Origin of the sequence: Pseudoxanthomonas sp. CCNWLY206-1 (assembly GCF_039710385.1) — a bacterium.
Taxonomy (GTDB): domain Bacteria; phylum Pseudomonadota; class Gammaproteobacteria; order Xanthomonadales; family Xanthomonadaceae; genus Pseudoxanthomonas_A.
The window spans coordinates 61,571-75,585 of the sequence record NZ_JBDKXI010000004.1; the positions used below are offsets into that span (position 1 = coordinate 61,571).

General features: G+C 62.8%; 14 protein-coding genes. 4 read left to right on the forward strand and 10 right to left on the reverse strand.

Features of this window, described 5'->3' with window-relative positions; genetic code table 11:
• Positions 1–108 precede the first annotated feature (108 nt).
• Entirely contained in the window at positions 109–1,035 is a 927-nt protein-coding gene (locus tag AADW18_RS10685) for an alpha/beta fold hydrolase (RefSeq protein ID WP_337343367.1), read from the forward strand.
• Between the two features lie 18 nt (positions 1,036–1,053).
• Here AADW18_RS10685 and AADW18_RS10690 read toward each other — a convergent pair whose 3' ends face one another.
• The 5 genes from AADW18_RS10690 to AADW18_RS10710 all read right to left on the reverse strand — a co-directional run bounded on the left by AADW18_RS10690 (position 1,054) and on the right by AADW18_RS10710 (position 8,490).
• Entirely contained in the window at positions 1,054–1,878 is an 825-nt protein-coding gene (locus AADW18_RS10690) for a helix-turn-helix transcriptional regulator (protein ID WP_337343368.1), read from the reverse strand.
• Between the two features lie 102 nt (positions 1,879–1,980).
• Complete coding sequence (locus tag AADW18_RS10695; RefSeq protein ID WP_337343369.1) at positions 1,981–3,366, reverse strand: hypothetical protein; 1,386 nt, start codon at positions 3,364–3,366, stop codon at positions 1,981–1,983.
• 306 nt (positions 3,367–3,672) lie between these two features.
• Positions 3,673–6,720, reverse strand: a complete 3,048-nt coding sequence (locus AADW18_RS10700) for a TonB-dependent receptor (RefSeq protein WP_337343370.1) — start codon at positions 6,718–6,720, stop codon at positions 3,673–3,675.
• Positions 6,721–6,886: 166 nt separating this feature from the next.
• Entirely contained in the window at positions 6,887–7,969 is a 1,083-nt protein-coding gene (locus AADW18_RS10705; RefSeq protein ID WP_337343371.1) for a FecR domain-containing protein, read from the reverse strand.
• Entirely contained in the window at positions 7,969–8,490 is a 522-nt protein-coding gene (locus tag AADW18_RS10710) for an RNA polymerase sigma factor (RefSeq protein ID WP_337343372.1), read from the reverse strand. The genes AADW18_RS10705 and AADW18_RS10710 overlap by 1 nt, the downstream gene beginning before the upstream one ends.
• Before the next feature lie 205 nt (positions 8,491–8,695).
• On the opposite strand from AADW18_RS10710, the gene AADW18_RS10715 reads away from it, so the two are divergent.
• Positions 8,696–8,971: a hypothetical protein gene (locus AADW18_RS10715; RefSeq protein WP_337343373.1), complete on the forward strand. Its 276-nt coding sequence runs from the start codon at positions 8,696–8,698 to the stop codon at positions 8,969–8,971.
• 28 nt (positions 8,972–8,999) lie between these two features.
• Here AADW18_RS10715 and AADW18_RS10720 read toward each other — a convergent pair whose 3' ends face one another.
• The 3 genes from AADW18_RS10720 to AADW18_RS10730 all read right to left on the reverse strand — a co-directional run bounded on the left by AADW18_RS10720 (position 9,000) and on the right by AADW18_RS10730 (position 10,829).
• Positions 9,000–9,221 (reverse strand): DUF2798 domain-containing protein, encoded by a 222-nt coding sequence (locus AADW18_RS10720; RefSeq protein ID WP_337343374.1) that lies wholly within the window; start codon positions 9,219–9,221, stop codon positions 9,000–9,002.
• Between the two features lie 102 nt (positions 9,222–9,323).
• Positions 9,324–9,734 (reverse strand): cupin domain-containing protein, encoded by a 411-nt coding sequence (locus AADW18_RS10725; protein WP_337343375.1) that lies wholly within the window; start codon positions 9,732–9,734, stop codon positions 9,324–9,326.
• 159 nt (positions 9,735–9,893) lie between these two features.
• On the reverse strand, positions 9,894–10,829 hold the full coding sequence (locus AADW18_RS10730) for a LysR family transcriptional regulator (RefSeq protein ID WP_337343376.1): 936 nt from the start codon (positions 10,827–10,829) through the stop codon (positions 9,894–9,896).
• A gap of 376 nt (positions 10,830–11,205) precedes the next feature.
• Between AADW18_RS10730 and AADW18_RS10735 the strand changes: the two genes are divergently transcribed.
• Both AADW18_RS10735 and AADW18_RS10740 read left to right on the forward strand, forming a co-directional pair.
• A complete protein-coding gene (locus AADW18_RS10735) occupies positions 11,206–11,937 on the forward strand; it encodes an SDR family oxidoreductase (RefSeq protein WP_337343377.1) in 732 nt (243 codons plus the stop codon).
• 53 nt (positions 11,938–11,990) lie between these two features.
• Complete coding sequence (locus tag AADW18_RS10740) at positions 11,991–12,206, forward strand: 4-oxalocrotonate tautomerase family protein (RefSeq protein ID WP_337343378.1); 216 nt, start codon at positions 11,991–11,993, stop codon at positions 12,204–12,206.
• A gap of 225 nt (positions 12,207–12,431) precedes the next feature.
• Here AADW18_RS10740 and AADW18_RS10745 read toward each other — a convergent pair whose 3' ends face one another.
• Positions 12,432–13,094 carry a GNAT family N-acetyltransferase gene (locus AADW18_RS10745; protein ID WP_337343379.1) on the reverse strand — a complete coding sequence of 221 codons (663 nt, stop codon included), beginning with the start codon at positions 13,092–13,094 and terminating at the stop codon, positions 12,432–12,434.
• Complete coding sequence (locus AADW18_RS10750; protein WP_337343380.1) at positions 13,075–13,869, reverse strand: AraC family transcriptional regulator; 795 nt, start codon at positions 13,867–13,869, stop codon at positions 13,075–13,077. The genes AADW18_RS10745 and AADW18_RS10750 overlap by 20 nt, the downstream gene beginning before the upstream one ends.
• Positions 13,870–14,015: the final 146 nt, after the last annotated feature.

Below are 14,015 nucleotides of genomic sequence, written 5' to 3' on the forward strand. Positions count from 1 at the left end.
AGTCGGATGAGGAGGCCCGGTTAACTCCCGGCCCATCCCTTTCGTAAGGTTGATCGGATGATCCGGCGCGAATTCCTTCAAGCATTAACCGCAGCGGCCGTCGCTTCGATGGCATCTCGTTTGGCGTTCCCCCTCCGCGCGGTGGCGGCGAATCAGAAAAACGCGGACGTCTGGAGCCCTGCTCGGTTTCATGCGGCCCGGCGCTTCGCCGACCTGCCGCAAGGAAGAATCGCATTCGTGGAACGCGGCAGCGGACCGGTCGCGCTGTTCCTGCATGGCTATCCATTGAACGGCTATCAATGGCGCGGACCGATGGCCGCGCTGGCCGCCGAGCGGCGATGCCTCGCTCCCGACCTGATGGGGCTGGGCTACACCGATGTCGCTGCGGACACGGACCTCTCCCCAATGGCGCAGACCGCCATGGTGATCGACTTGCTCGATCGTCTTGAGATAGCCGACGTCGACATTGTCGCCAACGACAACGCGACCGGCATCGCCCAGCTGATGGCCGCGCACCACCCGCAGCGCGTCCGGTCGCTTCTGCTCACCAATGGCGACGTCGATGCGAACAGCCCGCCGGAGAAGCTGCTGCCGTTCCTCGAGAAGGCGCGCCGCGGCGAAGCCGTGCTGTGGTTCGACAAACACGTGGAGGACAACGCGTTCGCGCGTTCGCGCGACGGAATCGGCAACGCCTATCACGATCCGGAGCGTGTACTTACCCACGACCTCATCGAAACCTACTTCCGTCCCTTGGTCACGCCCGGCAAGCGTCGCCGGCAGGGAGAACAGTTCGGGATCGCGATGTTTCCCAATCCCTTGACGGCGATAGAGCCGCAATTGCGCGCGTTCAAGAAGCCGGCGCGGATGGTGTGGGGACGCGATGACGATCTCTTCCCGGTGCAATGGGCGCATTGGCTCGATCGCACGCTTCCCGGCTCACGCGGCGTCCGCTTGGTCGATCAGGCAAGACTGTTCTTCCCAGAGGAATATCCCGAAATCATCATCGAAGAAGCGCGGAGCCTCTGGCGGGGCTGACCTGCGTCGCGGCCGGATTCATGCGGCGGCTTCGCGCGCTTCCTCTTGTCTGAGGCGGTGGCAAAGCTCGGCCGTCTTGTCGTCGGCCGGAAAAGAACATTCGATCCGTAGTTCGTCCAACGTGATGTCTTTCGAGCCAGCGAAGGTGGTGATGGTCTCGAAGAAACGCACCTCGCCCTCGTCGCTGCGGAAAACCAGGTTGAGGATGGGCGACGGCTCGCTCTCCAGGTCGCGATACCGCCAATGCGATGGAACGCCGGGGTAAGCCAGGATATCGCTCAGTAGCTGCCGTACTTGCGGATCGGAAGGGGCGGCGACGATTTCCTCATGCAGCAGACTGATGAACCGGCCCGCCACTTCCGGCCAGTTCACGATCACCGGCCGAAAATCCTCCGGGTCAAACACCTGGTGCAGCATGTTCGAATGCCGCAGCTCGCGGCCCTTCATCAGGAAACGGTTCATCCGGACTGCCGCGTCGTTGGCCAGGACCACTTCCCAACGGCGATTGATGACGAAGGCCGGGTAGGGTTCCTGGTGCTTGAGGATCAGCTCGATCGCGTCGCGCATCCGGTCGAGTTCCGGCTTCACCAACGGCGTCTCGGAATAGTGCGGCGCGAAACCGGCGGCGAGCATCAGCGCATTGCGTTCGCGCAACGGCATGCCAAGGGCGTCCGCCAGGGTGGATACCATTTCCCGGCTCGCCTGCGCTTTTCCCGTTTCTATGCAACTGAGATAGCGCGTGGATACGCCTGCTTCAAGCGCAAGATCCATCTGGCTCATGCGCCGCAACGCGCGCCACTCGCGCAGCAAGGTTCCAATCGGTGCGTGCTTGGTTTTGGTCATTGGTGCGGCGCCTGCGAGTGCGGCGCAACTATAGCTCACGCCGCACTCCGTTCGATCCAACGACGAAAGCGCGCCTCACGCCAACCGGATCCCCGCCGTCCGTCAGCGCTTGATCTCAACGAACACCGGATTGGAGTAGAACCAAAGGTCTTGCCAAGGGTCTTCCCCAGGAACATCCGCCGACGGCACAAGCTCCGAAGTATTGCTGCCACGCGCACGCACGAAGCCGCCGCTCCGTGGCGCAGGCAATTCCCAGGACAACGATCGCCACTGGCCGTCGCTCTTCCATTCGTCAGGGCCGAAGCGCTTCACTTCCATCCGTGGCGCGCCATCGCCACCGCCGCTGCCTACGATAAGTTCGATATGGTCCAGTGCGGGCCGCTGGCCATTGAAGTTCGGCTTCGCCGGCTGGCGGACCCTCAGTTCCACCCGCATCGTTTCCTTCGCGGGCAGGACCAGCGTACCGCCCATGCTGGCGCGCTGATCCGGATCGCGAGCAGCGCGCACGGTGAGCTCCATCGCATCGATCAGGTCGCCGGTCACCGCGAACATTCTTCCCTCGCGCATCCCATCGAGAATGTCTTCGGCTTCGTGGCGCGCCCAGACGTAGGTCTTGCTGTACTGCCCGGGATCGAAGTCGCGGCCGCTATCGCGCACATTCACATGCGAGTCCGAGGTCGCGGTAATCCAGAACCGCCGTCCTTGCGCCAACATCGTGTCCCACACGCCACCCACCTGCGCCGTCATCTGGTCGAAGCCGCCGAAGGTGGGTGCGGCGGCGTTCCGATAAAGTCCGCGGTGCGCCGGTGCGGCCTGGTGCCCCGGCGCACCTTCCATACCGATCAACACTCGCGGTGCGGCATCGTGCCAGCCACGCAGCTCCGCCGGTTCCACCTCGCCCCATTGGCCGATGCCGGTGGCGGTGCGGGACGGATGATTGATGAACATCAACGGCGGCGCCGGAAGTGCACGCATATGAGCCAAGGCGGCGAGCATCCATTGCCCATCGTCACGGCTGTCGGGTTCCAACGGCTCACCACGGCTGTACTCGCGTTCGATCGTGACCAGTTGGTCACGTTCGTCCGGCCCCGGCGCGATGATCAGCGAAGCATGTTCGGCGGCGGGAACGTCGAACTCCATGCCGTTGAACTGGACCAACGCCGGCACCTCGCGCCGCGCGTCCAGCAACGCAGGCCAAGCGTGGTCGAGCGTCACCCGGGAATGGCCGGGACCGCCATGGTCGGTATGCACCATCCAGGCCAGGCCATGCGCCAGGGCTTGCCGCGCATTGCGAGTACGTGTGTAGGGCGAATCTCCGCCGCGGATCGGCGTAGGCGGCGAGGTCGATCGATCCCAGTCCACGCTCCACTCGCTGTGCACATGGTGGTCGCCGGCCTGCCAGCGCCGGCCATCGTCCTGGTCGGAAGCCTGGACCACGCATGGCCAAGCTATCAGTGCCATGATCGGCAGGAGCCGCAAGATAAGCATCGGATTCTTCCTTCTTTTCTAAGAACCTGTTCACGATGTCCTGCCATGAGACGTAGAGCGGAGCTGCGCCTCGCGATAGCACCGAGTCAGTAGTAACGAAGCCGTCGCAACGGCAGACGATAGGGAATAGCCGCTAAAAGGTGCTTCTCGTAGAGCGGAGCTTGATCCGCTGCTTTTGAGGCAATGCGAAAAGCAGCCGAGCAAGCTCGGCTCTACGATAGGTGCACTTCAGCACCCGCAGAAATGACCGCAAGGAATAGCCGTGGTGGCGGCAGGCCACCACGGCGAGGCAATGAGCGGTCAGGCTTAGAAATCAGCCCGGATGCCCAGACTGATGCGACGGCCCGAACGCTCGTACATGGTCGGGAACGATGGGTCCATGGTGTAGCCGCTGGTTTCCTCGTCGGTCAGGTTGATGCCCTTCAGGCTGATCTTGATGTTGTCGGTCAATCGATAGCCGATGGAGACGTCCAGCTGGCCATAGGCATCGCGCCAGATCGGATACATGTTGTAGCCGATGGACTCGACGTACTCATCTTTGTGGTTATACGACACGCGGGCGTCGAAGCGGTCGTTTTCGTAGTACACGGTGAAGTTGTAGGTCTTCTCGGACAAGCCGGGCATGGGCGTGGTGATGCCCAGCGCGGATTCGCCCGCGAGCGAACTGTCCAGCATCGTGTAGTTGGCGTTGATGCCGAAGCCTTCCAGCGCAGTGTGCAGCGCGCTCAGCGGCAATTGTGCGTTCAGTTCGATGCCATCGACCTCGTAGGAGCCATCGGCGTTCACCGGCTGGTAGACGTCGAAGTCGTAGATGCCGTTGAGCGTGCCGTTGGCGTTGTAAACCGCCACGTCCTGGACCACGCCGGTCAGCGAGTTGACGACGACGCCGTCGATCTTCTTGTAGAAGTACGACGCGGCCAGCAAGCCACCATTCTCGAGGTATTTCTCCAGGCCGATTTCCCACTGCTTGGCGTAGGTGGGCTGCAGATCCGGATTGCCGTCGGTGAAGCGGAACGAGCTCCAGCTGGCCGTACGCTTGTAGGCAATGTCGGTCAGCGCCGGGCGGATCAAGGTTTCCGATGCGGCGGCGCGCAGCAGCAGGCCGTCAGCCAGCTCGGCGGTCACGTTGAGGCTTGGCAGTACATCCTTGTAGTCGCCTTTCTTGGATACCGGTGTATCGGTATAGCCTGTCGTGCCGTCCGCGTTCTGGATTGGATGGTATCCAAACGACAGCACCGACGTATCGACGTAGCGCGCCCCCGCATTCACCGACACCGGCACACTGCCCAGATCGAAGGCCAGGTCAACCATCGCATACAGGCTGGCCACTTCTTCATCCACGCGGTAGTACTGGCCGTCGTCGAACGGAGTAACGAACCCGGGATACCGGAAGAAGCCGCGGGCGTAATCGTTGGAGACCTGCTGCCAGTCCAGGCCTTTCATGCTGTAGGCGCCACCAGGAACGATGTCGCTGATCCACTGCAGCGGACTGTCGGCCAGCGTGCGGGTGTTGACCCACGAGGTGTTGCCCGCCGTCGGTCCGGTTATCTTGAGTTCGCCGTAGTCGCGTTCCTTCGATTTGTCGGTATAGCGCGCACCGAACTGCACGCTACGCAGCGCTGGCAGGAAAGCCAGGTCGAGTGCCTTGTTGAAATTCAGTTGCGCGGCGTATTTGTCGTCGGTGATCTTTTCCAGCGTGGTCTCGTAGGCCTCGAACAGATATCTATTCGGGGCGTTGTACATATCGAAGCTGGCTGGATTGGCACTGCGAATGGTCTCACCGCTATTGCCCGTCCACCGTGTGCGCGACGGCGCGTAGGCGACGTGTTTCAAGTTGGCATAGTCCAGGGTCTTTTCCGCACCGGAGTAGCCGATCATCCCGTCGACGTCCCAGGTATCGCCCTTCCAATCCAGCGCCAGGCTGTACTGATTGAAGTCGGTCTCGTTGACGCGTTCCTTGCTCAGGAACTCATGCTGGGTGGCGGTGTAGGAGACGTCGCGCAACACGACCATGCCGTACTGGGACAGCGTGGTGGCGTCGTACTCGTGAATAGTTTCCAGTGTGCTGCGGCTGGAGGCGGAATAGGCGGCAGCATCGTACTCGTCCTCGGTGGTGTCGTAACTGCCGACCATCGCATCGAAGGTCAGGCTGAAGTTGTTGCTGGGTTTGTATTGCAGCGATGCAGTGGCGCCCCACTTCTCCTGATCGTTGAGATAGACGCGGTCGCCGACCTTGTCCTGGAATACGATCAGGTTGGTTTCATTGGCGTTGGCGCGGTTGGCGATGACCACGCTGGTGTCCCGCTCCAACACGGCTTCCGCCTGCGCGCCGCGTGTGCCCGATGCGCTCAGGAAGCGCGACATCGGGCGGAAATTGATGCCGGAGGTCGAGTCGGTGCGGTTGGTCCGTTCGGCATGCGAGAACGACACCAGCGCGCCCCAGTCGCCCCAGGTGTTGCTGGCCAGGAACGACAGCTTGGGGTCGATCTCTTCGGAAATCGAGTTGTGCGCGCCTTCCGCGGACACCACCAGCTTGCGGCCGCTGTAGTCGAAAGGGCGTGCGGTCGAAATCTCTACCGAGCCGGCGATGCCACCTTCCTCATCCGCGGCGGTGGGCGACTTCTGCACCGTCACCTGCTGGATGATTTCCGACGCGAAGATATCGAACTCCACATCGCGGCCGCCACTGCCGGAGGCCGTGGCCAGATCGTTGATGGAGACGTGGGTGTATTCGGAAGGCAATCCGCGAACGTTGACCTTGCTGCCCAGGCCCTTGTTGCGTTCGATGGTGACACCGGGCATGCGCTGCAGCGCCTCGGCCAGATTCTGTTCCGGGAAATCGGCCACATCGGTGGCGACTATGGAATCGGAAAACCCAACCGTCGACCGTTTTATATCCACGGCCTGTTCCAGGCTGCGGCTGTAGCTGCCCACCACCTCGACACTCTCCAGCTCCTGCGGGGCCACTTCGGCACGCGGAGATTCGGCGGTGGCTGCCGGCGACTGGGCAGCAGGCGCCACCGCGGCCGGTGCACCCGGCGCCGCTTCCGCCTCGATGGTCACCGTGGTGGTGTTGAGGTAGCGGTAGCGCAGCCCGGTGCCGGCGAGTAGTTGCTTGAGGACTTCCTCGGCGGGGAGACCCGCGGGAATGGAACGCGTGCGTGGGTTGCCGGCGGCCTGTGCGCTGTAGACGAACTGCAGCCCGGTCTGGCGCGACAATGCGTTGAGTGCCCGATCCAGCGGTTGCGAGGGAATCGCCTCGGTGGCGACGCTGGCCTCCTGCGCGGCAGCGGTAGAGGTGACGGTAGCGGCCTGCAGGGCAAGGGCGATCGAGAGAAACAAAGTTCGGCGCATCGTAAGGTCCAGTGGGGTGGTGACGGTCGTCGCGAGACGTGATCGTTCGCGCTTGCCTGGACTACGACGGCGTCGGAGGAAAATCGGGCACCGTTTTTCGATGAATTTTTTTTGACAGCGCGGCCGTCGACATTGACGACTCGGTAAGACGGGGCGTTGTGCAGCGCTATCGCGCTATCGGTTCCCTTTCGCCGGCGGCTTCCGCGGTGCGCGATCTGACCCTGATCTCGTTTGCCGTGGCGGTGGTCGTCAGCGTGGGTTGTTGGTCCAGGAAAACGCGTAGCGAATCGAGGTCGTCCGCGCTCAGGTTGCCGGTCAGGCGCAGTTCCCCTGCCGCCGCGTCGTCGATGCGCAGGCGAACCGCGTTCAAGCGATTGAACTGCTCAGCCACTTCTCGCAGCGGCTCGTCGCGGAAGACAATGCGTCGTTCCCACCACGCCGTCATCGTGTCGACATCCTCGTGACTTACGCTGACGGCATGATCGCGATAGTCGACACGGGCGCTCTGGCCGGCGCGTAAATCCGCCAGCAGCCGGTCTTCATCCGCATCGCTGATGATGTGCACGCGGCCTTCGGTCACGCCGATCCTCGCTTGTTCGCGGTGTAGCGAGACGTCGAAGGTCGTGCCGATGTCCTGTATTTGCAGGCCTGCCGCATGTACCGCGAACGGGCGGCGATCCTGCGCCACGGTGAAACTCGCCTGCCCAAGCGAGAGCTCGACACGGCGGGAGAACAGACTGAAGCGCGTGGACAATGCGCTTTCGGCATTCAAATGCACGACGGTGCCGTCGGGCAGCGCGAAACTGCGGGGTGCGCCATGTGCGGCGACGTAGTGTCCGGATTGCGGCCACGAAGCCCGCACTCCGATTCCCAGGCAAAGGAGCAGGACCGCCGCTGTCGCGAATCGTGGCAGGCGTGCTTTTGGCAGGCGCGAGCGATGCTCGGGCACGGCCTTCGAGGGACGTGGCGAATTTCTGACCGGCAGTGCGACCACGTTGTCGGGAGCCGACGGCGTGGACTCATCGTCGATCAGCGCCTGCAGGTCGATCGGCATCGCGCGCATCGCTTCGCCCAGTTCGCCCGCTACCCGGCCAATGGCCAGGTACTCGCGCAGATGCTCCGGCGAAGCCACCAGCCAATCCATGAACTGCGCCTGTTGGGTGGTGCTCAATGGCCCCTCGCGTTGTAGCGCATGCCAATGCGCAGCTTCATGGGTGATGTGCGCAGGCAAGTGTCCGAGTTCGCTCATCACGCCTCCGCCACATCGCCCAGTGCCTGCCGGCAAAAGGACAATCCACGCACCACGTGTTTCTTGACCATGTGCGGCGATACGCCCATGCGTTCGGCGATCTGCTTGTAGCTCAGGCCATCCCGGTACTGCATCACCAGCACCGCGCGGGTGCGGCCGGGCAGGCTGCTCAACAGCACCTGCAGCCGTTGCCGCCGCTGCGCGCGCTCGGCAGCGTCCTCGACGCTTTCCTCGGAAGCGAACAGTGTCGCAATATTCTCCAGCTCGTCGATCGGTAGCGGTGACCGTTGGCGGCGTACCACCTGTTCGCGAGCCAGATTCAGCGCGACCGTAAACAGGTACGCCTCCGGATTGGCGATCGCTTCACCCTGGCATTGGTGGGCCCGCAGCAGCCGCAGGTAGGTTTCCTGCACCAAGTCCTCGGCGTCGTCATTCGCGCCGCGCCGCACGAAGAATCCGCGCAGCACCGGCGCCTGTTCCGCGAACATGCGCGCCAATCCCCGTTTTGCGTGTCCGGCCAAAGTACTGCCTTGCCCCTGAAGTGCGCGGCAAGGTACGGGGACTCCATGACGATACGGTGACGGTGCGGCTGATGCGCTGTGCCTCGAACTGGATTGCGGCGCGGCTGTCCGTCACAGGCACCCGGTGTCCATCCTTCTGCACGGAGCCCAAACAAACGTGCGGTACCATCCCACGCCGAATATCAGCCACCAAGGAGAAGAAGGCATGAAGAAGTCGTATGTGATCGCACTTATGGGTTTCGCTTTCGCGATGAGCCAGCACGCGTTTGCGGAAGTGGTCAACTTGACCAACAGTGCGGACGGCACGGACAAGGAAAATGGAATCGCCGTGGTAAAGGAAAAGTTGACTGCCGCCTGTAAGGAACGGGGCGGCACGCCTGATCCCGAATCGTTCGAAGTAGTCTTCGAGAAAACAAGTGCGAATCCGGATGTTCCCAAGCCCTACTACATCGACGCAAAGATGAAGTGCGACCTTCCGTAAGGAAGGTCGAGTGGCCTATGCCTGGCGCTCAATGAATCAGGTGGTCGATCCGCGCTTGCAGTCGCGGACCGATCAGCAGGATGGCGGGAACGACGATCACATAGCCGATTCCCCAGGAGCGCAGCCACATCACCGCAAATCCTTTCGAGAAGCCCAGGTTGAGAGCGAGAAGGGCGAACGAAATGATTCCGGTCGTCACGACGCCCATGGCAAGCGCGAAGACGACTTTTCGTTTCAGTGGTGTGTTCATGGATTTCTGGTGGGATGTTTGAAGCGGCGGGTGCAACATCAACGACCGCTTTGCGGGTGAGGAGATAGTGGCTACGCGTCGCTTACGCCCGCGACGGATCGCTCAATGCGCCGCCGGACGCAGCACCACGATCGGTTTGCCTTTCTCGACCAGGTAGGTGGCCAGTTCCGCTGCCGGAGCTTGGCCGGGGTTGTGCGCCGCATGCGCTGTGCCGGCCGGGATGTATAGCGATTCGCCGGCTTTCAGGGTGACGGGCGGCCTGTCCTCGAACGAGTACTCCACCGTGCCTTCCAGCACGTAAGCCATCTCGACTCCCGGGTGGGTATGCATGCCGAAAGCGGCACCCGGTGCGAAATCCACCCGCACCTGGACCGCTTCGCGCCCCGCCACGTCGAAATCATGCCGCAAGGCTTCATGGCGTCCGATGCCGGACTGCTGGGCGTTTGCCGTCAGCAGGCCGGTGCCTGCCAGTGCGGCCAGGGATGCAGCCAAGAGGATGTGCGTCTTCTTCATTTTTCGTCTCCCGTGTCTGGAGACGCCATGAGACGCCTTGCATGTACCTGGCATGTGTCGAGGCGACACTCACTGTGTAAGCGCGTGTATCCGGTGCGGTCGCGGATACAGGCCGGGACCAGATCGGCGTCCATGCCGCCTGGAGAATTCAGGCGGTCGCTATGCGCCTGGTCGGGACCACGCGCTTTTGCGCAGCGACTCCAACAGGAAGTCGATGAAGGCACGCACCCGCAGCGGCATGTGGCGCCCGTGCGGATAGAGCAGGTTGAAAGGCCGGCTGCGGCCGCCGTGCTGGGGCAGGATTTCCACCAGCCGCTGCAGGGCGATCTCGCGTTCCACCGTGAAGCGATAGGCCTGGAACACGCCCGCACCGCTGCATGCCAGCGAGACGCCACCCAGCACGTCTTCCGACAGCAGGAACGGACCATCGGTCTCCAACTCGATGTCGGTGGCGCCGTCCTTGAATAACCAAGGGATGCGCCGGCCGGTACTGGGCAGTTCGAACTGGATGCAGTCGTGTTCGGCGAGCGCGCCAAGCGACTCGGGTACACCGCGCCGCCGCAGATAATCGGGCGAGGCGACCAGGACCAGTTCGGCGTCCTCCAGGTGACGTGCCACCAGGCCGGATTCCGGTGGCTTGCGCACGCGCACCGCCAGATCGAAACCCTCGGAGCCAAAGTCGATGTTGCGGTTGCCGATGTGGATATCGGCCTGGATCCGTGGGTGGAGCCGATGGAATTCGGCCAGCACAGGCAATAGCCGGTAGTGCCCGTACGTGGTCGGCACGCTGACGCGAATGCGGCCGCTGGGTTCGGACTGTTCGCCCGAAACTTCGCGGTCGGCCTCGGCTAGTTGATCCAGGACTTGGCGGCAATGGGTCCAGTAGGCGCGGCCGGCGTCGGTCAAATGGATATGACGCGTAGTGCGGACGAACAGGCGCACGCCCAACCGTTCCTCCAGCCGCGCCACCGATCGGCTGACCGCGGCGGGGGTGACGCCGGCCGCGGTCGCTGCGCTGGTGAAGCCACCGGTCTCGGCCGCCAGGCAGAACAGTTCCAGGCTGCCGACCAGCACATCATCGAATTGTCGTTTCATTAGGGCCTGTTAACGCTACTGGGACAGGTCACGTTGCTTCCCCGCCTCGCCAGGGGCTGATGCGCGGCGTAGCGACAGGCTGGCCGCCTGTTCAAGCCGCGCGCGAGTTCCTGGCACGGCGGAGAAGCAACCCGAAGGGCCGCAATCCAGTGCGCACAGGACTGCGTCATCACTCGGGCATGTATCGGCATACATTTCCTCCTTCTTCCTTGCCCCGTACGCACTGGATCGCGGCGTGGCCTATCTCAATAGCGTTAACAGGCTCTAGTTACACCATGTAACAGGTGAAATGAATTCTGACTGATTTATCTACCCATGGGCGGGGAATAGAGTTCTCCCACCGCCGAAAGGCCTCGCCGCAAGCAAAGGAATTCCCATGAGCACCAAGACCGTCATCGTCACCGGCGCCTCCAGTGGCATCGGTTTCGCCATCACCCGCGCCTACCTGCAGCGCGGCGACAACGTCGTCGCCAACGCCCGCACGCTGGAGCGCCTGCAAACCGCCGCCGGACAACTGGGCCAACCCGCCAATCTGCTGCTCGTCCCGGGCGACGTCGCCGAGCCGGCCACCGCACAACGCTTGGTCGCCGCGGCCGTCGAACGTTTTGGGCAGGTTGATGTGCTGGTCAATAACGCCGGCATCTTCAGCGCCAAGCCGTTCACCGACTACACGCCCGAGGACGTGCAGGCGCTGGTCGACACCAACCTGAAAGGATTCTTCTTCGCCTCGCAGGCCGCCGCCGCGCACATGCGCGAGCGCCGTACCGGCCACATCGTCAACATCACCGCCAGTCTTGCCGACCAGCCGTCGCAGGCCGTGCCGGCGGCATTGTCGGTACTGATCAAGGGCGGCATCAACCACGCCACCAAGGCGCTGGCGGTGGAGCTGGCACCGCACAACATCCAGGTGAATGCGGTAGCGCCGGGCATCGTGGATACGCCGCTGTACACGGCCGAGATGCACGATTTCCTGAAAGGACTGCAGCCGGCAGGACGCATCGGCACGGTCGAGGAGATCGCCGAAGCCGTGCTGTACCTCGGCGATGCGACCTTCACCACCGGTGTCGTACTGCCGGTCGACGGCGGCATGGCCGCCGGCCACTGGTAATCCATGCGGGGCCGCGTTCGTGGCCCCGGCTCTCATCAATCAGGAGAATCCCCATGCCATTCGTCCATGTCAGCATCACCCGCGACGGCACGTCGCAAGCACAGAAACGTCAACTGGTGAGCGAGATCACCGACACCCTGGAACGCGTCCTGGGCAAGCAGCCCGAACTCACGCATATCGTCATCGCAGAAGTCGAAACCGACGACTGGGGCCACGGTGGAAGACTGGTGACCGATCGCCGGCGCGAAGAGGCTTCGTCGGCTAAATGACGAGCTTGGGTTGGACGAATCGTTGTTGATCGCATCCTTGTAGGAGCGCCGTCCCGGCGCGAGCTTCCCGTCGGATCGCGATAGAAGCAAAAGCTCGCGCCGGGACGGCGCTCCTACAGATCGCGGAAATTTTCTTTTGTAGGAGCGGCGTCCCGCCGCGAGCTCTTCCCCCAGATCACGGCAGAAGCAAAAGCTCGCAGCGGGCGCGCTCCTACCAGGACGCGTTCAGCGATGATCGCCATTCAGTGCCCACAGCACCACCGATGTTTCGACCTGCCGTTGGGAAATCGTCCAGTACTTGCGTAGAAGCAGCGCTTTGGCCGTTTCAGGGGCGGGTTGGAAGCCATGCCGCTCATAGAAACGGATCGCCCACGTCGCGGCACTCCACGTACCGACCAGCACGGTGCGGTCTGTTTGCGCGCGCAGGTAGGCGATCAACGCGCTGCCGACGCCATGCCCTTGATACGCAGGCAATACATACGCGTGGCGGATCAGGTCAACGTCGAGGACACGCTGGAAGCCCATGACGCCGGCCAACGCGCCATCGATTTCGCAGCCGGCAAAGACCACGCCCGCCGCGATCTCGGATTGGAGCTCAGTCGCGGACATGTAGGGCTCGTGCCAGCAGTCCGGCGGAATCGCGTCGCGGTAAATCCCGGCCGCTGAGTTGATGATCGCCAATATCGCTCCGGCTTCATCCTCGCGACATTGCCGGACTATCGATTGAGGTCGAGCGGTGGATGAAACGTTTTTGGATGGCTCGGTCGGATTCATTGCTCGTGGTCCTTTCACGCGGGCAGCCCGCACGGTGGGCTCGAAACCATGAAAGCACGCGGACGTGAGCGGGTATTGAACGAAATTGCAGCCGTCAGCGCATCGCTTCGGCATAGGTGCCGGGCGTCACGCCGTAGCGCTGAACGAACATCCGGTTGAAGTGGCTCTGATCGGCAAAGCCACAGGCGACAGCCGCATCGGCCAGCGCGTCGCCGTTCGCAATCATCGCGCGAGCGGCATCCAGGCGTCGCTGCACGATATACGCATGCGGCGTGAGCCCTGTGAGTTTGGAAAACCCGCGAACGACTTGAAAACGACTCAGACCGGCTTCGCGCGCCAGTGCGGCGAGGGTAATCGAGGCGGACGGATCATCGTCGATACGCGCCTTGGCTCTTGCCAATGCGGATGCAGATGGAAGGGACGGCGGTTTCTTGTGAAGCATCCCAGCCAACAGAAGGATCAATCGCTCTTGTGCGCGTTCTGCATCGGCACAGCGGCCGGTTACCGTTTCGTAGACGAGTTCGAATGCTCGAGCGTGAGTCTGCTGTTCGATGACCGGATGGGTGAATTCGAAACTCGCCGTGGCTCCTTCGCGAATATCGGCGACGACCGCTTCCACAAACCCGGGTGCCAGGTAGAGCATTTTCCAGGCGCGGCTATCGCCGATCGGCATGCCGTCGTGCACTTCGCCGGGATTGCAGGTAATGAGGCTTCCGGGGCCGGCTTCCACCATCCCGCGCCCACTCCAGGATCGGTGCGCGCCGTTGACGACCAGGCCGATGCCGTACCCGTCGTGTGTATGGCGGGGGAACACATGCGATGAGCGAGCCTCAACGGCTTGCACATCCCGGAATGCGCATGGCCGCATCGTGAAGGAACTTCGGTTCATGGCCTCTTTGTCCTTGCGCGTGCCGCGCGCTGCACGGTTGCCATAGCGTTGCACAGATTACGTCGGGCAACCTGGGCGATGGTTGGATATCGCTGCAGCGCCGACGCACGCATGGCATGTGGTAACTGCTTGTTCGCCATTCGGAC